Source organism: Lactiplantibacillus xiangfangensis, assembly GCF_001438845.1.
GTDB lineage: Bacteria > Bacillota > Bacilli > Lactobacillales > Lactobacillaceae > Lactiplantibacillus > Lactiplantibacillus xiangfangensis.
The window spans coordinates 18,588-40,969 of sequence record NZ_JQCL01000015.1; the positions used below are offsets into that span (position 1 = coordinate 18,588).

Genomic DNA, 22,382 nt, shown 5'->3' on the forward strand with positions numbered 1-22,382 from the left:
TGTATGCCATGTGACATGGCGGGTCGTCTTGGAAGACTTGGGCTTTAGGCTTTCAAGCGAGGCGGAAGACCGTACTCTGGCTGCAACCGACCCCACAGCCCACTGGTTCTGTCCGGCGGAGCGATGAAGTATCCTACTTTTTTTGTCATTAACCTTTGATATGACAACGATTATGCCTATTTTAATGTTTTCAACCTTGAGTTTCTTTCAAATATGACCATTTTAATTGATTTCTGCGGCTTGAACACCCTTCTTAGCTTTAGCCGATTTTTCTTGACCAAGGTGTGCAATCCCAATACCAGTAAAACCACTGATAACGGAAATGACTGGGCAAAGTAAACTGAAGAAGGCGAATGGTAAGTAGTCAACCGTTGGAACACCTAACGTCGTGGCTAAGAAGACACCACCAACGCCCCAAGGAACTAAGTAGTTGATGACGGTCCCGCCATCTTCTAAGACCCGTCCTAAGGCTTGGCCAGCTAAGCCGCCATCGTTGAAGGCTTTCCGAAAGGCCCGTCCAGGTAAAATAATGGATAAGAATTGTTCACCAACAAAGACGTTAACGCCGATACAAGTTAAGATTCCGGCTAAAATGAGTTTACCATCACTATTTAAGTGCTTAGCAATTGGTGCCATGATTTGGTTGATCAACCCGAATTTAACCAGTAACCCCCCAAGGGATAACGTGACAATAATCAAGGCAACCATGCTCATCATGCTAACAATGCCACCCCGTGAAAGTAAGGTATCAACACTCGTGTTACCAGTCTTAGAAACAAATCCAGTATTAATAATTGCGGTTAACTTAGTCATCGTGATCTTTGGTTGTTCAAATAAAATCAACCCAGCAGAGACGAAGATGTTTAATAACATGGTTGGAATGGCTGGCATTTTAAAGCCGGCACAGACGAAGACCAAGATGATTGGTAATAAGGCCAAGGCGGATACGTTGAAGTTACCGTTCAAAACGGCGACCGTTTGATTGATTTTAGTTAAGCTGGTGCTGGCGTTATTATGACCTAAAATAGCAAATAAAATTAATGTAATCACACCAGCTGGAACGGTACTCCACATAATATGTTTAATGTGGGCAAATAGGTCCGTGTCAACGACGGCGGAAGCTAAGTTGTTTGTTTCAGATAATGGGGATAGCTTGTCGCCAAAAATCCCACCACTAATGATTGCGCCAGCAACGAGGGCTGGGTTCAAGTTCATGGTTACGCCCATTCCGAAGAAGGCAATCCCGACCGTTGAAGTTACCGTAAAGGCACTCCCAACAGCCGTTCCGACTAAGGTGCAAACGATGAAGACGGATGGTAAGAACCACTGGATATTAATTAGTTTGAAACCAATAACCATTAAAGTTGGGATGGTCCCAGCGGCGATCCAAGTTGAAATCATCGCACCGATTAGAATGAAAATAAAGATGGGAACAATTCCTTTATCGATACCTTCCTTGATGCCGGCGTTAACGGCTGGCCAAGGGAAGCCACGAAACATCGCCCAAGCAGTGACAACGCCCATCGCTAATAAGACTGGTACTTGTGGTGATAAGTGGAACCCAATGACACCTAAACTCATAATTCCTAAAACAACTAACAAAACGATTGCTGCTTCTAACGTACTAACTTTAGGCGTATCTTTTGTTTTTTTCATATTAAAACTCCTCTTTTGACTGAATAAGCATTAAACAACTTCATTCAGTACTAATATCGAGCAAGTCCGCCGCATCGCTTTATTTCCATCCTCGTCATCCTCTTCTCTCATCATTTTTAATCACATTCAAATAAAAAAATCGTCCCCGCTGTTCATTAAGAACAACAGGGACGATTAGACTAGTCGCGGTACCACCCAGGTTGCGTTTGGATCCACTGACCCAATACGCCACTCACTAGAAGATAACGGTTCTAGTTATTACCCGTCCAACTGAAACTCGGTTACCGTATTTCAACTACAATTCCTGATCGGTTCGCAGCAACCACCGACTTCCTGACACTCAGAATTGCACCTACTTGATGTAACGTTTAACGTTCGTTTATTAACTTGTGTCTAACAATACCATCATCATTTCTAATCGTCAAGTCATTATTTTAATCTTTTTGCCATAAATTGATTTAAGACCCTCAAAAGAGTCCGGATAAAACGCAAGAACCCGTTCAGAAATATCGAATATTTCTGAACGGGTTCTCCTATTATGATGGTTGAAACGTGCGACAAAAGGCACTTTGTTCCGCTCTTGAATTACCACAGAAATTCAATCATTGATTGTGCGACCTTTGGATTTTGATTTAACGCACAGTGGGCCGCCTTCGCCCCACTATAAAATTCTTCGTGGTAGCCCGCAAGTCGATCCCGTAATAAGTAGCTGACCGAGCGTGCAGACGCCACCCCAACGTAACCGTCGTTGTTATAACCGTTATTCGTATCCCCAACCACGTTGAGCAATTGAACATTCTTAGGGAAATTCTTACGATACTTCAACATTTCCGAAAAATGCCGTGTAAACCGCACCGGCTTGGCAGCGAGCTGCTTAACGCGCCCTTCCGTCTCTGCGTTTAAATAACCCGTCAGCCCATCAAACGGTCCAGCAATCGTGACAACCTTATTCAACGTCGGTAAGCGGTGATCATGCCCATACTTTAACGCTTGGTTCACAATATCATTTGAGCCGAGTGAGTGGCCCACTGCGTTGTACTTGGTCACACCATACTTAGACTTAAGCTGGACTAAAACCTGATGTAACCAGTAAACCTGTGTTTTTTGTGAAGCGTGACTATCTTGAAAGACAATTTGGACCATCGGGTTTTTCATTGATTTTTCCCAGTAGCCTTTAAAGCCCATCACGCCATTTTTATAAACGTGGACGACCAATGCTTTCTGCGCCGCACCGGCCTTTTCTGCCTTATTAATTAAATAATTCGTAGAATATGCCCCACCATTATAACCGTGTAAAAATACGGTCGCCGTATCCGATTTCTGATACTGGTTACGCAACGTTTTCGCACGGTGTGGGACTAATTGACTCGTCACTTTTGTAATCTTAGTGCTCCCGCCACCGGCACCAATCAGTACCACGGTTGCACCAATCACAAAAGCTAGGAGCAAAAATTGAATGACTATTCGAACTCGTTTTACCAAAACTAACCGTACCCTTCATTATGTCTAACATGATTCATTTTACCCGTTTGATTGAAAATAACAATTAATCGTTTTGGCCTTTTTCATTTAAATTCTGATTATCATCGTAATTATTTTCAATTCCAAAATCGTATTAATATTCTTTTCCTATCAAGACCACTATAATTAGAATGATGGTTAGTTGACTGAACTAGCCGTGACTTTAACTCACGGAGGGATAGCGTTGGACGATCAAACATTCAAGTATCCGGATAAAGCGGCGTACGAATTTGTTAGCCATGCTTTAGCTCATAAGGGTATTACCTATAAAGAAATTGCAGAAATCACCTATAATTTACAAATTAAGTACGTGCCTCAGCTCACGGTGGCGGAATGTGAAGCTGAAACTAAAGAAGTTCTCCATAAACGCGAACTGTTGAACAATGCGATGGTTGCCTTAGAATTAGACCGCCTCGCCACCGAGGGACAACTCAAAGAACCGCTTCAATCAATTGTCGCTAACGATGCCGGCGTTTTCGGCGTTGACGAAGGCCTCGCACTCAACATGGCTAATATTTACGGCACAATTGGTGTGACAAATTACGGCTACGTCGACAAAGTTAAGGAAGGCATCATCAAAAAACTCGACGAAGATAAATCGGGCGTTGTTAATACGTTCATTGATGACCTCGTTGGCGCGATTGCAGCGGCCGTTGCTGCTAAGATTGCGCATAAGTACGCATAGATTAACAAAAAATAAAATAAAGCATCTACCTGTGCACATCAGTTTCTGACGACAGGTAGACGCTTTATTTTATTTTTTGATTTTCCCCAAAACTACGGCAGCAACTCTCAAGCCAGTAGCTTTAAGCCATCTGATGCTTAGCCATTGCTTGCATCTTCAAGACGCGTTGATCCCGTGGAATAAACATCCGGATCTCATCTTGGTTGAACCCACATAGTAACCGATGATCATCAAAGATAATTGGTCGTCTTAACAACTGTGGTGTTTCACTCAACACTTTAACGGCTTCACTCAACGGCATATCCTCAATCGGTGTCGTTTTGCTGAGCTGCTGATAAGCATTGGACTTTGTACTAATTAAATCATCAATTCCATCATACGTATACTGCAACAGGTGCTTGATTTCGGTTTCCGTCAATGGTTGAGCATTCATATTCCGTTCGTGAAACGGGATTCGATGTTCTAACAACCAACGATGGGCTTTGCGACAACTTGCGGTACTTGGTAACACACATAAGTTAATCATAATATTATCCCCAATCTTGCTTACCTAACAATGCAACCCCCATTATTGTGCACTGTAATAGTTGACGTCATTAATTAACAACATAATCATAGCAAAAGTCAGGGAAAAATGCTACCGTTTTCAGGGAAATAAATAAATTAATTTGATGACCGCAGTTTATTATTGACGATATACGGATTTTATCTATACCAATTATGATATTTTTTGTTTTTTATTCGGTTGGTAATTGACCGCTTGCCAGTAAATAATCTCGCAGTACAACGGCTTGATTGTGTTCTTCATCCTTAGCGCCGTATAATAGAATTACGTTGGACTGTTTTAATTGCGTTGCAACTTGCTTGATAAAGTCCGCCGTAATCGGGTTTTCATCCAATTCCGCGCGATACTTTTGAACAAATTCTGGGTACTTAGCTACGTCGTGATTGAACCATTTTCGTAACTCCGTTGACGGGCCGATCTCTTTGACCCAATCGTCCAAATGCGCGTTGACCTTGGATATACCACGCGGCCACAAACGATCAACTAACAAACGGTAACCTTCCAAATCAACTGGTTTTGTATAAATGCGTTCAAGTTTCAATAACATTTTGCCATCTTCAATCTTTTAGAATTCGAGGAATCTATTTTGACAACACCATCATTTGCAACGGCCGACTTCTTTAACGGCCGTCCCACTACTGAAATTGCTAAAACCCTCTTGGGTACAACTTTATTATATCGCACTGGCAACAATTTGACTGGCGGACGCATCGTTGAGACCGAAGCTTATCTGGGCACTCATGATACTGCGGCACACGCGTACAACGGTCGGCGCAGTAAATTCACCGAGCCCCTCTACCATGAAGCTGGTACGCTTTACATATACCAATTGCGAGCTAACCTCCTGTTCGACATTGTCACCCAACCAAAAGGCGTCCCTGAAGGAGTTTTAATTCGGGCACTCGAGCCTACTCACGACATAGACCAGATGCTTGTGAACCGTGGAAAGAGTGGGGTGCAAATCACAAACGGCCCCGGAAAATTAGCCCAGGCACTGGGAATCACTGATCAAAAAGATAATCTCCGTTTAATTGACGACAGTCCATTCTCAATTAGCCTTGCGGAGTCCCGTGAGCCTGGTCACATTCAGGCCGTTCCTCGCGTCGGCGTTAACCCTAACGCGGCTAGCGGGCAACTCCCCCTTCGGTTCATCGTGGCTGGTAATCCTTATATCAGTGATAGTCGCAAACGCGATTGGCGCGAAGATCACGGGTGGCAAGCCTAACTAGCGATTATTACGTCTAAGAAAAACAAACCGCTTCTAAGAAATCTTAAAATTCCTGAGAAGCGGTTTTCATTTTATTTAAGTATTAAAATTCAGTCGTCCTAGCCGTTCGTAAACAAACTGTGGGAACTAGCCCTCACCGACAATGACTTCAACTTGGCCCCGTTTAGGCACAAAGTTGATATTATAAATCGGTTCGCGTAAGACCTTTTCGTATTCTTCCAAAACATCTGATGGAAGCGGCGTGTGTTCACTCAATTCGCGCATCAAGTCATCAACGGAGTACACTTCATTCATATCAACGAAGATACGCATGTTGCTGACCACGTCATTGAGTAGTTCCGTTAAGATTGCGTTGGGCTTACCATTGCCGTCCGTCACGACGATCTGGTTACTATCAATTTCCTTATGATCGATTTTGGTTAGCTTTACAATGTCAAATATGTTTAACATTTCAATCCGTCCTCCGTTAATTTCTTAAGTTTGCTATATTTTACCACACCGTTTACAAGCAGGCAGGCTAAATGCTACCGGTTAACCTGTCTAGTGAACGTTCGCCCGATTAAAAATTTTTTCTTGGACTTTAGGCATCGGCAGCTGGTCCAATTCGGCGAGTAAAACACCTTTTCCGGCAAAATAAGCAAGGTCGGCTGGTTGCACTTGTCCACCAATCAGTTGGATCGTCCACTTTTGATGGGTAAACGTGTGGGTGACCGGCCGCAACTTCAGCATCTTTGCGGTAAGTATTAGTCGGTACTCCCGCTTGAAATAGGCCGTCACGGCAGCCAACAAATCAGCGGTTGACGCATCCTCTTCCAAATCCAGCTCATCCACTTTAATCAACGGAACCGTCCATAAATTTCCTAGCATCCCGGTACTTGGCCGCTGGACCATCAACCACTGATCACCCATTTGTGCCAAAACCGCAACGTACGCCACTGGTTTTGGCCGTGGCTTTTTAGTTTTGACTGGATACGCCAATTCCTGACCATCTAGGTAAGCTTGGTTAAAACGTTTGACCGGTGAATGGGCCGTATCCGGTTGTCGCGCCGTCATATAGCTGGACCCGAGATCCATAATGGCTTGGTTGAAATCACCGGGACGATCATGGGGCATAATTCGGGTAATAGCCTGCTCAAAAACTTGGCGGGTCTGCGGCTTAGCAATGTCATCGTCGATTTTTAACAGGCGGCTAAAGACCCGGTAGGCATTTCCATCAACGGCCGGGACCGGCTGATTGAACGCGATGCTGGCAATTGCCCCAGCCGTATACGGCCCAATTCCCACGAGGGCTTCTAAACCCGCAGCAGTCTGGGGCCACTGCCCATCGTAATCGGCAAGTAGCTGTTGCGCACAGCGTTGCATATTACGTACCCGGGAATAGTAGCCCAACCCTTCCCACGCCTTTAAAAGGCGCGCTTCTGGCGCATTCGCCAAGTCAGCCACTGTCGGAAACCAATCCATGAAACGCTCGTAATACGGGATTACCGTTTGAACCTGGGTCTGTTGCAACATAATTTCGGAGACCCAGACGTGGTAAGGTTCGTGGTCGTGACGCCACGGCAAGTCCCGCCCTTCCTGGTCATACCAGTCCAAAAGCGTGTGTTGAAAATCTTTAATCGTGGCGGCGTTCCATTCTATCATTTAAAAATTCTCCTTCTAAAAACGCCACGCAACTCCAATTGGAGTCCGTGGCGTCAATTGTTTCAGTGACTTAATCTAAGGTACCCGCAAGATCGACCAACGTTTTTTCGTAATGGTCAATCACGCTTTCATCTTGAAAATCAGCGTTAAAAACTGCTAACGTCAAGTATTCTGGATACTTTAAGATGACTGTCGCTAAACGGTCATTCGTTTCAGGGTACTTTTGATCTTCATTATTTAAAATATCTAAACTTGCTTGATAACAAACGTTCGCTAAGAATAAGTAATCAACAAAGTAGTTAAATCCTGGCTCGTTTTTTAATTTAAAATGCGCCCCAACATCTACCGTTTCCGTAATATTGTTTAAATACTTCGAAACAATTTCTTGGTACTGACGTAGTAACTCCACTTTAGCTTTTGCATGTCCATCTTCTGCCATGTAAAATCCCCACCTAACTTGTATCTGTGAGAATTATAACATATGCCGCAGACCCTGTTGAATGTTCTGGGCTAACCCAGCCAACTGGTCATACTGCCACTGCCGTTCAGCAGTGATAGCCGCCGCATCATTGGGCTTCGTTAGGTTAATCAGTTTAACCGCCTGATCGGAGGCCCGCAGTGCGTTTTCGTCCGCATCTGCCGACGCAACCGCCCAGCGAATGCAATCAATGGCCGCCGCACCGATCGAACTCGTACTGTTTGAGTTCAACGCCGATACTCTAGCCAAGGCTTGCCGTACCTGATAAACACTAACCAAATTAACTTGCCATAGTTCATTGGCATCGATGGCTAACCGAAGTTGCCGATCATAACGTTGCTGATCATCCACGTAATATAATGCTTTTTTAGCGATAATCAACGCCCATTTTGCCAACTGCTGTTGTGAGAGTTCACCCGTCAAGGCTTCGATTTGGGCCCGTATTCCAGGGTCATCGTCAATCGATACTTTAGGGTGACTCGGTCTAAAACCTTCCGTCATCACGCATTCCTACTTTCTTCATAAATCCTACAACGATCCGGACTCACTCTTTCGAGCCCGTCCAGCTAATTATGTGCTGGTAACTACAGATTGTAACAGAAATCGCCAAACTTTGCGCCATCAAAACTTGTAAATTTCTGTAATTTTTTTGTATCTGATTCTTTACTACTTAGGGTATAAAAAGGTCGGTAACCAGGTGCCTCGCACCCAATTGCCGGCCCTAACAAACACTATTGAATTTCAATGTGGTGCGTATCCGCAGCGGCTTTCTTTGGCAAGGTCAATGACAAAACCCCGTGTTCATACCGTGCTTCAATCTTGTCAACATCGACATCTGGTAATGAGTACTGACGCCCAAAGCGACCGGATTGACGTTCACTCGCGATAATATTACCGTCGTGATCACTTTCATCACTAATGCTATCACGCTTAACCGCAATCGATAACGTGCCGTCACGGTATTTCAAAGCGATGTCCTTCTTATCGATTCCGGGAACGTCGACTTTCATCGTATACTGTTCGTCATTCTCTTTAATATCGGTTTTTAATACCGAGCCATTGCTTGTCACATTCATGAAGGAACGCCCCAACCCATTGACCAGGTCATCCATCTTTGTTAAATCGTTAAAACGATCAAATAAATCATTGTGCCAATTCATCATATCATTAGCCATGTGCAATCACCCTTTCAACTTATTACATCTTTATGATAGTCGCTTGATAACTAAATGCAACGATTTAGCACTAAATATAGTCGAGTGCTAAATCGACTTCTATTCGACACGGTACGCTTCCATATCTACGGGAATGACCCGCACGACCTTGTAAGGCGTAATGGTTCGATTCTTCGTCGTTGTTGTCAGTGGCCACTGATCATGGGGCCGATCAGCGAGTTCCAGCCCAATTAACATCCGAATACGGTCCAAAATATCAGCTACCCCAAACGCGTTGTCACCCTGATTAAACGAGGTTTGTAACATCTTAATCTCCACGTGTAGTCGGTGACTAGCAAAACTAAAGGTAACCGGGACGTACACGACTTCGTGCGTTGTCGCCGGCTGCGCTGCCAGAACCTGATCTAGCTGAGCAATAAAGGTTGTAAATTGATCCATCGATACCACCCCCATCGATTTATCATTATTATACTGCAAGCGCTGTCAAAATCAAAAATAGCCCAGCAAAACTAGTGTAAACAAAAAAGACTAGCCATCGTCACCGACAGTTAGTCTCGCTTTAAAAGTGTGTTCGAAATTAGTTATTGGATAATTTCTTAGCATCTTCGTCGATCGTTTCAAAACCGGAAACGCCGCTCTTCTTCTTTGGGTGCTTTGCACGTTCTTCTTCAGCTTTTTGAATCATAGCCTTTTTTTGTTCCTTGCTAAGCTTTTGTGCCATGATTATCGCCTCTTTTATCTTGGGGTAGCGAAGACATTCTTCGTTACAATCCCTATTATAGGTCTAATTTCAAAAAGTGGCACAAATTTGCATTAATTTTTTGAAACCCCTTGCTTGCATTCTGTAATTATTAGATTTACAGTTAAGATGTTCAGGAGGGATCAAAGATGAAAAAAGTATTAATTTTAGGTGCTGCGGGTCAAATCGCCCGTTTAGCCGAACAACAATTTTTAGCAGATGACGATTTTGAACTCACACTTTACTTACGCAACGCGCAACGCGTTAGCGACCTCAAATCTGACCGGGTCACCATTATTGATGGCGACGTCACGGATCAAGCAAAGTTGACCAAAGCTATGGTGGGACAAGACGTTGTTTACGCTAACCTCGCTGGTCAAAACATTAAGGTCCAGGCCGAAACCGTCGTTAACGCCATGCACGCCACGAATCTGAAGCGGATCATTTGGATTTCAACTTTAGGGATTTACAATGAAGTTCCCGGCAAGTTTGGGGAATGGAACAATGCGACCCTTGGAAGTTACCTCACCCGTTACTTCGATGCTGCCAAGGTCCTCGAAGATTCCGATTTGGATTACACAATTATTCGTCCCGCTTGGCTGACCAACCACGATGAAATCGACTACGAAACGACCCAAAAGGGCGAACCTTTCAAGGGTACCGAAGTTTCACGGAAGAGTATTGCGGCGTTAGTTGTTAAGCTTGCTAAGACACCAACTGACAGTGTTCGGACTTCACTCGGGGTTAACAAACCTAATACCGACGGCGACAAGCCTGCTTGGTATTAAAACGATTCTCATATAAATAAATTTGTTTAAAGCGGCTTACTGACTAAAATCAGGGCCGCTTTTTTAATGGCGTTTTCATTTTTAGTCCTATTAAATCAAGGTTTTAAATTCGTGGACCTTTCGGGTTGACGCTCCAAAATCACGGTGTTAAATTGTAGACTCAATTTGAAAATGACCGGGATATTTTAGCCCAGTTTTCAAGGAGGATTTTGCTTTGAACTTAAAATGGTACGTAAAGAAATTTAACGGTCTAACGACCACGCAACTACACGATATTTATCAGCTCCGCGCCAAAACGTTCGTCAAAGAACAGGCCCGTTCCTGCCAAGACCCCGACGACGCTGACTTTGATGCCCGACACATTTTTGCTTACGATCAGGGAAAACTCGTCGCTTACGCCCGCATTTACGAGCACGATGGTGTCGTTTTCTTCGGTCGCATCACGACTGACAGTCGTTATCGCGGGACCGGTCTCGGCAAGAAGTTAATGAACCACGTCATGGCAATCTTAAAAGTCCATTATCACGACGCCACGATTGAAATTGACGCGCAGACGCACGTTCAGAAATTTTACGAAAAATTTGGGCTAACCGCCGCCGGGGACCCTTATATTGACCTCGGCGCCGAGGTCATCAAGATGCAAGCACCCGCACGTCAGTTGGTGTTAGCGTAGCGCTCAACTCATCATTAAACTTAATGGCTAACTAAACTGATCAATTATCAGCCTAGTTAGCCATTTCCTATTTCTTAATCTGATTGTTGCTTTAGTAAATACGCTGCCAGTTGCCGTAAATCCTGATCAACAACTGGTTGATACTTCTTAAAGCGCTTCGAATACGACGGATGATAAAGCGGAAATAACGTGTAGTTGGTCGCTGTTAAATCAAAACGCTGCTGAGCCGCATCCCAATACCGAATCGGCAGCGTCAGCAACTGACCATGCACGGCACTGATCTTATACTTGTTCCCTAGCAACCGCTGAAGTCCCGTATTTCCAAGCGGGACGATGATTGAACCACGCAACGCCGCCAATTCAGCATCCAGTAATGGAGCACTTGCTTCTACTTCCATACGGGTGGGCCGCCGATCGCGTTTCTTTCCCGTTTGACCAATTGAATAAGGCCGTGAACGGACAGCCCCAGTTAAGTAAATCTGATCACGGGTTAAATTGAGCTGGCTTAACCACCGATTCAATTCCGTTCCAGCCGGTCCTTGAAACGGGTGGCCCACCTGAGCTTCAGTTCTTCCCGGCGCTTCTGAAACCATTACCAGCGTGGGCGTCAAACTTCCTTCACCAGGAACAAAGCCTTCCAAATGATCAAATTGCGTTAGTAGTGCGCGGCCTTGAGCTTGCTGTTTTGCTGTCAATAACGTTGCCAACTTTTCCATCTCCATTCAATACTTACCATCATTCTAGATTCTAGCAAAGAATCGTGGAAAGCAATAACAATGTACTTATTCAATCCATTGCAAACAAAAAACACTGTGAAGAAATTTTCCACAGTGTCGCTAATTCTTTTTAAAATGGATTTAAACACTCTCAGGATCACTCCGGAAACGTTGCAAAACGTAAATTGCAATGATGACCAGAACGGAACCTAAAATTTCGACCCATGACACCGTTAACCCCAAGAAAATAATGCTAAGGATAAACGTTACGACGGGTTGAACCGCATCCACAATGCTGACCACCGCGGAAGGCGCGTATTGCAAGCTGTGTAGCAGGGAACCGAACGCAAAGATGGTCCCGATTAACACGATTGCACCAATTGAGATCACCAAAGTTGGTGTTATCTTCGGTGCTCCAACCCAAACCGGGTGATATAAGTTAAACAGAATACCCGCAATCAGTGTTCCCCAACCTAGGACTACTACTGGCGAGTTTTCAGCCACAATGTGCCGTGGTAACACGACGTACAACGCAGCGGTGACCCCGGAAAGGATTCCCCAAACTAGCGCATCCATCGGAATTGCTAATTCATGAATATTTCCCTTCGTAATGGCTAGAAAGACCCCTAATAATGAGATTCCGAATGCAACTAAGTCTGTGCGCATTGGCAACTCACGCTTAAAGACCAGCGTTCCTAGAACGATGAACAATGGACTTAAGTATTGCAAGATCGTCGCTGCCGCCGCAGTTCCCCTTTCAATACTAATGTAGAACGTATACATATTCGCCATTAAGCCCACGGTTGCGTATGCGACTAATTGGCCCACGGACGCCCAGGATTTAAATACGTTAAAAATCTTCGTTCCCTGCTGAAAGAACCCAATTGCTAGCAGGATCACCCCAGCAGACAATGTCCGCACGGATAAAAACCAGTCGGCCGGAATTGCTTGGTTTTGAGAGACAAACTGCATCACCGTACCTGAAATTCCCCATAACGTTGAAGCCAACATGGCCCACATAATGCCCTTCATGTAGCGGCTAGTTGTGATATTTTTCAAATCTTCATTACCCCAATTTAATTGATGGCAACATTATACCGGGGCATAATTAAAACTCACTGATAATTCCATGCTAATTTTACATATAAAAAAAACGTCATCACCAGCATTTGGCACCAACATTTTCATTAGAAAATTGATATTTATTTCTAGAATAATTTACCGACATAAAAGTGAATAAACATCGTAATAATACCAACAATCACGTTCCGAATAACCGCCGTTTTCACGTTTCCTTTACCCAATAGTGCGGATAAATAACCGGTCAACGCAACCGCAACCGACACTGCAATAATTGTCGCTGGCCACTGAAAACCAGTGGGAGCAAACGTCATCGCAACTAACGGAAAGACACCACCAGCCGACGCTGAAAATAGTGAGGCAAACGCGGCATCCCAAGGGTTCATATAGTGGCCTAATTCCATGTCGTACTTCACACTGACCACCGTTTCCAACGGCTTCTTGGATAACAAGTCCTTCGCAATTTCTAACGACGTCTCTTCCGTCACACCAAGTACCATGTAGTGCCGCTTAACCGCCGCTAATTCACTGGCGTAGTCCGTCTTAAGTAGCTGACGTTCTCGTTCAACGACCGCCTTTTCGGTATCCTTTTGGGTGCTAACTGAAGCGTACTCCCCGGATGCCATTGAAAAGGCGCAGGCTAACAAGTCGGATAGACCAGCAATGAAGATCGTAAACTGGTTGGTCGTCGCCGCTGCAACACTGAATAACACACCGACAACGGTCAGAATACCATCGTTGGAACCAAGGACGCCGGCCCGCAATGAATTCAGCTTTTCATCCATCGTCTGTTTAGCTTTTTTAGGTTTTACTTTTGAAATCTGCATATCTTCGCTCCCCTTGACCTAATTTACTCAGGCAAATAAGTGGCCAATAAAATACGTGACCAGCATCGTCAACAGCCCGGAAACAACGTTACGAAAAATCCCGTGACGCCGGTTCGCATTCCCCAAAATAGCTGCGACGTACCCGGTAATTGCTAATGCGATGGCCACTGAAATGACCGTTGCAACCACTTTAATTTGGGGTGGGAAGAAGGTAATTGAGACCAGTGGTAAAATCGACCCGGTCGGAAACGAAATCATGGACGCAATCCCCGCCGCGTATGGACTGATAAATTCGCTCGGATTAAAGCCATAATGCTCACGGACCGTCGTGACTAACGCATCCTCATTCATCATTTCACGCGTTGCTTTACGCGCCAACGGTTCACTGATGCCTTGATCGACGTATTTTTGAGCGACCCAGTCGGATTCCCCCTCATAGTTTTCAGCCAGCGCCTGTTTCTGATGCGCAATCGCCATTTTTTGCGAATCTTTTTGCGTATTAACGGAGACATACTCGCCCATTGCCATTGAAATCGTTCCGGCCAACATGCCCGCTAACCCGGAAATTAAAATTGAAAAACTATTCGTAGTCGCCCCAGCGACCCCCACAACAATTCCGGCAACGGATAAAATACCATCATTCGCGCCCATAACACTGGCACGTAAAACATTAACCCGCTGCGCTAAAGTCATTTTCTTTTTCATATGGCGATGCCCCTTCGTCTACTTTATAATCATTATTACTTAGTAGATATTATATCTTTTCGAAAATAAATGCAAGTCCTCGTTTTAATTCGTTGACAATTAAAGTTATGCTCACCTAAACCATAAGCTAGTGTAACATCAATTTAACCTTAATGTTAGTCATGGCAAATTGAATCATCAGTAAATTCAGTCATAAAACGCACTAAAAAACGATGCTTCGAAAGTTACACGCTTCCTGAAGCATCGTTTATTAAGTGACCAGTCACAGCTAAGTGGAATGGTCCCATTTTGAAAGCTTTAGTTAACGGCGTTGAACTGCTGCGTCTCACTTAAAGCATATTCTGTCGGATGATCTGCTTTCATCAAATCATCCGTTAGTGCCACCCGCGTAATCGTTTGGTCCCCATAAGGTTGGATGTAAAATGCAGGTTCATCCATACTCATGTAAGCACGGTACTGGGTATAATCCGCACTACCATCCGCCTTGATCTTGACACCCTTAGGAATTTCGACCGAGTTTAACATGTGTGATAACGCGTTGACCGCCTCTGCATCGGTATCTACCGCAGTTGTGTTCTGACGCATGTAAACGGTCCGCACAAACCGAGAGACGGACGTGTAATCACCCGGCATACCGAGCGCACCTGAACCAGGGCCAAACGCTTTGACCGTAGTGTCACCGTATTGGCGATCTGGGTGTGGCGTTGGTTGTAACGCAACGTAATTGCTTAAGTTTTTCATATGCCATTCAAAATCTGGGGTGTTCGTCATGACACCAACCGGATTCTTTAAGTAGTGTAAACCGTCTTCTTCAGGTTCCAAGACGTAGGTTGCCCCACTGCGATCACTAATGATCCAATGTAGTGGAACGACTATATTAAGTAACGGTGCAGCTGCATTGACGATATTGATTTCACTCAAGCGTTCGCCCAGTTCCGCCGTACTCTTCACGTTACCTAAGACCCACATTAGTACGTCATGGGGCGCAAGGTTAATGGCGCCCTCAGTTGGCTGGTCATTATAGTGAGCCTGGCCCGCGAAGTACAGGGCAGCTGCGCTGACGCCGTATTCATTGACCCCGTCGATCAGCACGTAACCATTTAAATTACGACCAGTACCAACAAAACTATACGGTGCATCGAACCCGTCATCGTTAACCGCACCGGTAAAGTGATGGTCCCGTGGAATTGCAACGGGACGACCCTCGAGTTCAAACCCAAAATCCATTGTCCGAGCTAAAAATTGATCACCCATCGTTGTCTGATACGTTAAACTTGTACACATCGCTCTCACATCCTCGAATTAAGTAACTCTATTTTATCATCTAATCCCAATTAAAACCGTTTTCACAAAATTTATTTTACTCTTATCAGTTTAGCCTTTCATTATCAGTTTTATTTATAGTCTTCAAGTTATCACATTAAATAAAGACCAGACTCTTATAAACTAATCCGGCTGGCGCTGATAGCATGCAGTCGTGGGACCGAGCCTAGCCTGGGAAGCGGTCAAAAGCCACCTTCACGACTGATACTATCAGCGCCAACCTCCGAACATTCAACAAATTTAGAACATCAATAATAGAAAAGTTATATTTAGCGCAGGCGGGTAGGATTGGTGTGCTGTGTCGGCAATATCAGATAGCGTTTTGTGCTGTCTGATATTGCGGGGCAATTCAAAGACGTGGGCTATCGGCTTTAAATTGAGGGTCCAGACCGTACTTCGGCTGGGCCCGTCCCCATAGCACCCAATTCTACCCGCCGGAGCGGTCCACTATTACAACGTTCGTTTATTATTGACAACCACAAAAACCCACAAAGGACTACGACAACCATGAAACGGTATCGTAGTCCTTTGTGGGTTTGATTCAACTATTCGGTGTCACCATCGTACGGCGCAAGTCAAAATTGGGGGTTGCCTTCCGTCGCATCACCTTAATTTTTAAGCCGGAGTGTCATGGCATTGATTGCCACGATGATGGTACTCAATGACATCACGACCGCCCCAACCATTGGGTTCAATAGGAACCCAATCGGTGCCAAGATACCAGCGGCCAATGGGATGGTGATGACGTTGTAACCAGCGCCCCACCAGAGGTTTTGGGTCATCTTTCGCGTGGTCTGCCGTGCTAAGTCCAAGAAGTCCACGACATCATTCGGGTTGCTCTTAACCAGTACAACGTCCGCAGAATCAATTGCAACGTCGGTCCCAGAACCAATCGCTACCCCGACTTCTGCTTGAGCCAAGCTAGGCGCATCGTTCACACCATCACCAATCATCATGACGTGACTGCCATCTGACTGGTACTGCTTAACGAGCTTGGCCTTATCTTCTGGCAATAAACTAGCGTGAACCTCAGTAATTCCAAGCTGCTTAGCAACCACTTGCGCACTCTGCGGGTTATCCCCGGTTAGCATAACTGGTGTGATGTGTTGTGCTTTGAGGCTATCAATTAAGTTTTTAGATTCTGGCTTAATCTGATCCCCTTGCGCGACGTAGCCGAGGACTTGGTCATCGGCCATCAAGTAGCTAACCGAATTACCCGCACTTGCGAGCCGTTCAAAGGTAGCTTGATCATAGGTCAACTTTTGACGATCAAGGTAGGCTGCGGAAACGATTTGATACGTCCGACCAGCCACTTGACCACTCAAACCGACCCCGGTAATCTGATGAACATCATCCGCGTTAACTAGCGCCAACTTGTGTGCCTTCGCCGCCGTTAAAATCCCGACTGCTAACGGGTGACTGGACCCCGTTTCCAAGCTAGCCATGATTTTCAAAACATCGTCAGCTTTAAGTTCGGCATCGCTACTTTGATAATCCGCAACCTTAAAGTTACCCGCCGTTAACGTCCCGGTTTTATCCATCAACGCATAGTTCAATTTTTTAACTTGTTCCATCGCATCCCGGTTACGAATCAACAGTCCGTGGCCGGCCGCAATCGCGGTACTCCGTGCAACAACTAATGGAATCGCCAATCCCAAAGCGTGGGGGCAGGCAATAACCAGTACCGTAACTGCAATGGAAAGTGCCAAGGCCAAATTACCGACTAACAACCACGTAATAAACGCAACGATTGAAACGGTCAACGCCGCGTAGAAGAGTAGTCCCGCAACCCGGTCGGCCATATTTTCCTGTGAGGACTTTGCGGCTTGCGCATCACTCACCAACTTCATAACTTGTGCCAAGTAGCCGTCTTCACCGGTCCCAGTGACGGTCATTTCAAAGGTCCCTTCACCGTTAACGGAGCCACCAACCACTTGATCTTTGACTTTCTTTTCAACTAACCGTGCTTCACCAGTAACCATCGCTTCATTGACACTAGTTGCACCACTGACGATTTGACCGTCAGCCGGAATTTTTTCACCGGCCCGCACTTGAACTTGATCACCCTTAACTAACTGGGCAACCGTCACGTCCTGCACTTCACCGTCCACAACTTTATGAGCGGTACTTGGTAATAGTTTTGCTAAGTGATCAACGGCAGAACCCGCATTCATCACGGTATTCATTTCGATCCAGTGCCCTAATAACATAATGTCGATTAAGGTTGCGAGTTCCCAGAAGAAGTCGGTCACCATTGGCGTGACGTGCAACATATCATTCGCAATCACCGCGTAAATACTGTAGACATACGCCACGCTGATTCCCATGGTAATTAAGGTCATCATCGCCGGCTTGTGGTTAGCAAGTTCCGCTTTCGCACCACTAAAGAATGGTTGCCCGCCGTAAACGAAGAGAATCGTGCCTAAAACGGCAACTAGGTAATCGGACCACGGCAGGAACGTGAACTGAAATGGTAGCCGTACCCCCATCATTGGACTCATCACAATAATTGGAATCGTGAGTACTAGTGAGACCCAAAACTTTAATTTCAGGTTGCCCATGTGCATCATTTGACCATTGCCCATGTCCATATCATCCATGTTCATATCCATCTTTTTCGAATCCATGCCATCCATCGTCATGCCGTCTGTTTTCTCCATTTTCATCTGAATGACCTCCCTTTGCCTTTTTGGTTTACATTTGTAATTCATGGTCAAAGTTTACAACCGTAAACGAAAAATGTCAAGCTTTCGCCTTCGGAACCTTTTGGTCGCAGAAAAAAAACACCACGGGTTGCAACCGTGGTGCCATCATTATTCAATAAACTAATCATCTTAATAGGTAAATTAGTGGTTAACACTTTGTACCCGGGACGCAATCACAATCAACTTCTTCAGGGGCCGCTTCAGCTTTAGCGGCCAACACCCGTTGCATCTCCGCAATATCTTGCTGACTGAGCGTTAAATTCTTAATCACGTCGGTCAGCGTCTGACCGACCCGCATCTGACACAAGTGGCTGAAGAGCGTATTCACCGCCTCATCCATCGACGGCTGTTCTTCAACCGTTGGGTAATAAGTAAACGCGCGCCCGTTCTTTTCTGCCCGGAGCGCGCCTTTTTTGATCAATCGACCTAACAAGGTTTTAACGGTGGCCGATTTCCACCCCATCTTATCTGCCATGATTTCAGACATTTGACTACTTGTAACGCTGCCTAAGGTCCAAGCGACCCGCATAACTTCCCATTCTGCATCACTGATATCAATTCTGGTTTGAGTTTCCATCGGTTACGCCACCTTTCCATGTATTTTAAGTATAGTTTACAGTCGTAAACACAAAAAAGCAATTAATTTCCCCAATCGTTAACTCAAGCATAAGCCAAATTTTCCAAAATATAAATATACTAATGTTCAATTCTTACTTTGATTGCTTATATTAGGTTATTTATCAAACAAAAGACAAAAATGATTACATTATTATGTGTAATCATCTACATCCTTATTAAAATTAGGCGACTGAATGTGTAAATTCTCCGAGTAACGTCGTCAACGTGGCGACCGTCGCCGGGTAATCTGCAGGGTGTTGTAAAAGATAGCTCGTAACCTTGCTTTGGTACAACACGGTCGTTGCTGATTGACCATTGGTTTGTAATAAAGTCCGTCGAAATTCATTTAATAGTTGTTGAAGCCCCGTTTGTACGGGGTCTTTCAAATCAAGCGTTAACGCGGCTCGACTAATCGCGTCTAAAACCTGGGTTTGTGTGATTTTTGCATGTACTGCCATTTTGGTTCCCCCACTCGTTAGAATAGTTATTAGTATACACCGTTATCATGATTTAACGGTCTTTTTTGTCGTGAATTGTTTCAATGGTCAATGTATGTTAGGATATTCCATTACTTTAAAACGGAGGCCTGGGATATATGAAACCTAGTTCTAAATTCATTCAACGTGTCCAACAATTTATGCGGGGGCGTTATGGCCAAAATGACACCCTCAACCGGTTCCTTACTGATTTGGCGTTGCTCTTAATTGTGATTAGCCTCTTCAGTCGTTCAATCTGGCTAACACCCATCGCCATTTTACTGATTGTTCTAAATTACTGGCGCTTATTTTCAAGAAAAATCTATGTTCAAGTTGCCATCAACCGCGGATTTGAACGGATTTGGCTCCCGCTAATTCGCCCACTGACTAAGTTAAAGTACCAGATCGTACAGCACTGGCGCTACCGGTTCTTTCGTTGTGAAGAATGCCATCAACGCATTCGCATTCCGCGCCACCACGGTCATGTGCGGGTGACTTGTCCCAAGTGTGGGCACCAGTTTGAAGCCCGTACCTAAAGCCTATATTTCAGAAATCTTTAAACTTTTTTCAGAAATTACTTACGAAGCGCGCCTTTTTCTGTTACAGTGACCTATTGTGCCTACTGTACAGACAAAGGAGCGTATTTTTTTCATGAAATCAAAATCATCAACCAATCCAACCCTTATTATGATTGGATTATTACTTGGAGGATTCGTCGTGATGCTTAGCGAAACCGCGCTAAACATTGCCCTCCCCCAACTAGAACAACAATTGCACGTCAATACTGGGACCATCCAGTGGCTAGTCACTGGCTACCTCTTAATGGTCGGAATCGTGCTTCCACTATCCAGTATGCTAACGAAACATTTCACGACTCGCCAAATCATCATCTTCGCTTTAAGCGACTTTATGGTTGGGGCCGTAATTTCAGCGTTATCTAGTAGTTTTGCTCAACTCTTAATCGGTCGGATGATCCAAGGGATTGCCACTGGCCTATTATTACCACTGATTTTTATCGTTTTACTTGCCATCTACCCACCCGAAAAACGGGGCTCCGCCATGGGATTAGTTGGCTTAGTGATCATGTTTGCACCCGCCATTGGGCCAACCCTTGCTGGTATCATTTTAGGAGCGCTCTCATGGCAATGGATTTTCTGGTTATTTGTGCCACTATTAGCGATTGCTTTAATTATTACGATCTTTTTCATGCAAAACGTTTCTGAGTTAACCAAACCTAAAGTCGACGTTCTTTCGATTATTTTATCTTCACTTGGTTTTGGTGGGCTCGTTGTGGGTGCCAGTTTAGCCGGAGATAAAGGTTGGGGTAACCCACTTGTCATCGGTGCACTCGTGGTCGGCATCGTCTGCTTAGCCTTCTACGCTTATCGCCAATTACACTTAGACGCGCCTATTTTAAATCTCCGTGCCTTTGGTTTTAAAAAGTTCAGTGTCGGGACAGCCTTAGTCATGACTGACTTTGGGATTATCATGTCTTCGATGTACCTCCTACCCATGTACTGGCAAAAAGGATTGATGGTTCCGGTCGCTTTAACCGGGGTCTTACTGTTACCAGGTGGGATCGTTAACGCGATCGTATCCGCTACTGCTGGTCGCTTATTCGATGATTACGGCGCCAAATACCTGACCCGGATTGGTTTTGCAATCACCTTTGTTGGGGCTTTAATGTTAATTTTTGTCACGACCCATACCGCGTACTGGTACGTCGTTCTTGCCCACGTCCTTTTAATGATTGGGGCACCGTTAGCAATGTCACCAGCCCAAACTTACGGTTTAAACGCGCTGCGCGGACCCGTTGCAGCTGACGGCAGCACTATTTTGAACACCTTACAACAGATTTTAGGTGCATTGGCGACCGCCATTGCAACCAGTCTGTTAGGTATTGGACAGAGTACTAGCAATGCCGGTGGCGCCACGGCGTTCGTCCACGGCGTTCACTACGGCTTTTGGTTCACGCTGGCCCTATCCGTATTAGGTTTCTGCCTATCCATGATGGTCACAAACCAAAAGGAACCCGCTGAAGATCCATTAGCTCATGATGCTGAATCAGCTGGTCAACCCGTAGATAACAATTAAAAATACTAACGATTGATTGAAAAAGGCTACTCGGAAATTTTTAATTTCTGAGCAGCCTTTTCTCTCACCGATAATGATTGCTTTTTTCTGATTTCTCCCCCACAATCAAAGTGAAGCTTAACGGAGGCGTATCAAAGTTTATGGAAATAACGATTGACCTTATTATCGGTACCAGCATGGTCCTCGCCATTCTCTGTTGGATCTTAGCTGGTTATTATTATCACCAAGTTAAAAAACGGATCGGTAGCAGTTGGCTGGTTGGCGGTCTACTCATGGCCGGGTTAGCCGGCTTCTTCATCTGGACTGCTATTCCGCTATGGACCAGCTTATAGGAGGAGCAAAATGAATCCTGAAGAGATTTTTCAACGCTATCTTGATAAATATCACATTAGCTTACAGCATCCCGAACACGGCATGGTATTACTGACTTCACCGGTCTGGCCTAACCACCCCGACCTTCAACAATCCGTTCAGACGGCCATTCAAGGTCTGAATGGCGTTCAAAGTGTCACCGCTAGTAGCCCCGAGCAATTGATCATGCGCTATGATTCCAGCCAATTACGCAAGCTCAATCCGCTCTCACTATTTAGCACCGAACGCCGGTTAAGCCACCAATATCACCAGGCAGGATACTAATTACAATCAATATCGGTACCAGCGACTCGTTCAGTCACTGGCACCGATATTTT

27 protein-coding genes are annotated in these 22,382 nt (G+C 45.0%); 8 read left to right on the plus strand and 19 right to left on the minus strand.

Going from position 1 to position 22,382, the window contains the following annotated elements; translation table 11 throughout:
- Positions 1–222 precede the first annotated feature (222 nt).
- Positions 223–1,656, minus strand: coding sequence for a Na+/H+ antiporter NhaC (gene nhaC, locus IV64_RS01760; RefSeq protein ID WP_057705455.1), 1,434 nt, complete (start codon positions 1,654–1,656; stop codon positions 223–225).
- A gap of 585 nt (positions 1,657–2,241) precedes the next feature.
- On the minus strand, positions 2,242–3,138 hold the full coding sequence (locus IV64_RS01765; protein WP_057705457.1) for an alpha/beta hydrolase: 897 nt from the start codon (positions 3,136–3,138) through the stop codon (positions 2,242–2,244).
- Positions 3,139–3,361: 223 nt separating this feature from the next.
- On the opposite strand from IV64_RS01765, the gene IV64_RS01770 reads away from it, so the two are divergent.
- On the plus strand, positions 3,362–3,862 hold the full coding sequence (locus IV64_RS01770; protein ID WP_057705459.1) for a phosphatidylglycerophosphatase A family protein: 501 nt from the start codon (positions 3,362–3,364) through the stop codon (positions 3,860–3,862).
- Positions 3,863–3,983: 121 nt separating this feature from the next.
- Here the strand turns inward: IV64_RS01770 and IV64_RS01775 are convergent, their stop codons facing one another.
- Both IV64_RS01775 and IV64_RS01780 read right to left on the minus strand, forming a co-directional pair.
- Positions 3,984–4,388, minus strand: a complete 405-nt coding sequence (locus IV64_RS01775) for a Spx/MgsR family RNA polymerase-binding regulatory protein (protein ID WP_057705461.1) — start codon at positions 4,386–4,388, stop codon at positions 3,984–3,986.
- A gap of 211 nt (positions 4,389–4,599) precedes the next feature.
- Entirely contained in the window at positions 4,600–4,974 is a 375-nt protein-coding gene (locus IV64_RS01780) for a DUF488 domain-containing protein (RefSeq protein WP_057705463.1), read from the minus strand.
- 39 nt (positions 4,975–5,013) lie between these two features.
- Between IV64_RS01780 and IV64_RS01785 the strand changes: the two genes are divergently transcribed.
- Positions 5,014–5,652, plus strand: coding sequence for a DNA-3-methyladenine glycosylase (locus IV64_RS01785; RefSeq protein WP_057705465.1), 639 nt, complete (start codon positions 5,014–5,016; stop codon positions 5,650–5,652).
- 129 nt (positions 5,653–5,781) lie between these two features.
- On the opposite strand, the gene IV64_RS01790 is transcribed toward IV64_RS01785, so the two are convergent.
- The 7 genes from IV64_RS01790 to IV64_RS14530 all read right to left on the minus strand — a co-directional run bounded on the left by IV64_RS01790 (position 5,782) and on the right by IV64_RS14530 (position 9,670).
- Positions 5,782–6,105, minus strand: coding sequence for a hypothetical protein (locus IV64_RS01790; protein WP_057705467.1), 324 nt, complete (start codon positions 6,103–6,105; stop codon positions 5,782–5,784).
- A 90-nt stretch (positions 6,106–6,195) separates the two neighbouring features.
- A complete protein-coding gene (gene mutY / locus IV64_RS01795) occupies positions 6,196–7,296 on the minus strand; it encodes an A/G-specific adenine glycosylase (RefSeq protein WP_057705468.1) in 1,101 nt (366 codons plus the stop codon).
- A 70-nt stretch (positions 7,297–7,366) separates the two neighbouring features.
- Positions 7,367–7,735, minus strand: coding sequence for a hypothetical protein (locus IV64_RS01800; RefSeq protein WP_057705469.1), 369 nt, complete (start codon positions 7,733–7,735; stop codon positions 7,367–7,369).
- A 33-nt stretch (positions 7,736–7,768) separates the two neighbouring features.
- The gene (locus IV64_RS01805; RefSeq protein ID WP_057705470.1) at positions 7,769–8,275 is read right to left on the minus strand and encodes a putative immunity protein; all 507 of its coding nucleotides are present in this window, start codon (positions 8,273–8,275) and stop codon (positions 7,769–7,771) included.
- A gap of 230 nt (positions 8,276–8,505) precedes the next feature.
- Positions 8,506–8,949 carry an Hsp20/alpha crystallin family protein gene (locus IV64_RS01810; RefSeq protein ID WP_057705471.1) on the minus strand — a complete coding sequence of 148 codons (444 nt, stop codon included), beginning with the start codon at positions 8,947–8,949 and terminating at the stop codon, positions 8,506–8,508.
- A 99-nt stretch (positions 8,950–9,048) separates the two neighbouring features.
- Positions 9,049–9,387, minus strand: a complete 339-nt coding sequence (locus IV64_RS01815; protein ID WP_057705472.1) for a hypothetical protein — start codon at positions 9,385–9,387, stop codon at positions 9,049–9,051.
- A 139-nt stretch (positions 9,388–9,526) separates the two neighbouring features.
- Positions 9,527–9,670 carry a hypothetical protein gene (locus IV64_RS14530; RefSeq protein WP_003642964.1) on the minus strand — a complete coding sequence of 48 codons (144 nt, stop codon included), beginning with the start codon at positions 9,668–9,670 and terminating at the stop codon, positions 9,527–9,529.
- A 167-nt stretch (positions 9,671–9,837) separates the two neighbouring features.
- On the opposite strand from IV64_RS14530, the gene IV64_RS01820 reads away from it, so the two are divergent.
- Both IV64_RS01820 and IV64_RS01825 read left to right on the plus strand, forming a co-directional pair.
- Positions 9,838–10,476, plus strand: a complete 639-nt coding sequence (locus tag IV64_RS01820; RefSeq protein WP_057705473.1) for an SDR family oxidoreductase — start codon at positions 9,838–9,840, stop codon at positions 10,474–10,476.
- A gap of 214 nt (positions 10,477–10,690) precedes the next feature.
- Positions 10,691–11,149 (plus strand): GNAT family N-acetyltransferase, encoded by a 459-nt coding sequence (locus IV64_RS01825; RefSeq protein ID WP_057705474.1) that lies wholly within the window; start codon positions 10,691–10,693, stop codon positions 11,147–11,149.
- Between the two features lie 74 nt (positions 11,150–11,223).
- Here the strand turns inward: IV64_RS01825 and IV64_RS01830 are convergent, their stop codons facing one another.
- The 8 genes from IV64_RS01830 to IV64_RS01865 form a co-directional block, all read right to left on the minus strand.
- Entirely contained in the window at positions 11,224–11,871 is a 648-nt protein-coding gene (locus IV64_RS01830) for a uracil-DNA glycosylase (RefSeq protein ID WP_237757297.1), read from the minus strand.
- A 135-nt stretch (positions 11,872–12,006) separates the two neighbouring features.
- Positions 12,007–12,915: a DMT family transporter gene (locus IV64_RS01835; RefSeq protein ID WP_157060982.1), complete on the minus strand. Its 909-nt coding sequence runs from the start codon at positions 12,913–12,915 to the stop codon at positions 12,007–12,009.
- Positions 12,916–13,073: 158 nt separating this feature from the next.
- Positions 13,074–13,772: a VIT1/CCC1 transporter family protein gene (locus IV64_RS01840; protein WP_057705475.1), complete on the minus strand. Its 699-nt coding sequence runs from the start codon at positions 13,770–13,772 to the stop codon at positions 13,074–13,076.
- A 27-nt stretch (positions 13,773–13,799) separates the two neighbouring features.
- Positions 13,800–14,477, minus strand: a complete 678-nt coding sequence (locus tag IV64_RS01845; protein WP_057705476.1) for a VIT1/CCC1 transporter family protein — start codon at positions 14,475–14,477, stop codon at positions 13,800–13,802.
- 297 nt (positions 14,478–14,774) lie between these two features.
- A complete protein-coding gene (locus IV64_RS01850; protein WP_057705477.1) occupies positions 14,775–15,761 on the minus strand; it encodes a choloylglycine hydrolase family protein in 987 nt (328 codons plus the stop codon).
- Positions 15,762–16,408: 647 nt separating this feature from the next.
- Positions 16,409–18,460, minus strand: coding sequence for a heavy metal translocating P-type ATPase (locus IV64_RS01855; RefSeq protein ID WP_057705517.1), 2,052 nt, complete (start codon positions 18,458–18,460; stop codon positions 16,409–16,411).
- Positions 18,461–18,653: 193 nt separating this feature from the next.
- Positions 18,654–19,082 carry a CopY/TcrY family copper transport repressor gene (locus tag IV64_RS01860; RefSeq protein ID WP_057705478.1) on the minus strand — a complete coding sequence of 143 codons (429 nt, stop codon included), beginning with the start codon at positions 19,080–19,082 and terminating at the stop codon, positions 18,654–18,656.
- 223 nt (positions 19,083–19,305) lie between these two features.
- On the minus strand, positions 19,306–19,581 hold the full coding sequence (locus tag IV64_RS01865) for a hypothetical protein (protein WP_057705479.1): 276 nt from the start codon (positions 19,579–19,581) through the stop codon (positions 19,306–19,308).
- Positions 19,582–19,718: 137 nt separating this feature from the next.
- On the opposite strand from IV64_RS01865, the gene IV64_RS01870 reads away from it, so the two are divergent.
- The 4 genes from IV64_RS01870 (at position 19,719) to IV64_RS01885 (ending at position 22,329) form a co-directional block, all read left to right on the plus strand.
- Complete coding sequence (locus IV64_RS01870) at positions 19,719–20,135, plus strand: zinc ribbon domain-containing protein (RefSeq protein WP_057705480.1); 417 nt, start codon at positions 19,719–19,721, stop codon at positions 20,133–20,135.
- Positions 20,136–20,250: 115 nt separating this feature from the next.
- The gene (locus tag IV64_RS01875) at positions 20,251–21,693 is read left to right on the plus strand and encodes a DHA2 family efflux MFS transporter permease subunit (protein WP_057705481.1); all 1,443 of its coding nucleotides are present in this window, start codon (positions 20,251–20,253) and stop codon (positions 21,691–21,693) included.
- A gap of 140 nt (positions 21,694–21,833) precedes the next feature.
- Complete coding sequence (locus IV64_RS01880; protein ID WP_057705482.1) at positions 21,834–22,025, plus strand: hypothetical protein; 192 nt, start codon at positions 21,834–21,836, stop codon at positions 22,023–22,025.
- 10 nt (positions 22,026–22,035) lie between these two features.
- Positions 22,036–22,329 carry a hypothetical protein gene (locus IV64_RS01885; RefSeq protein ID WP_057705483.1) on the plus strand — a complete coding sequence of 98 codons (294 nt, stop codon included), beginning with the start codon at positions 22,036–22,038 and terminating at the stop codon, positions 22,327–22,329.
- The last annotated feature ends 53 nt before the right edge of the window (positions 22,330–22,382 follow it).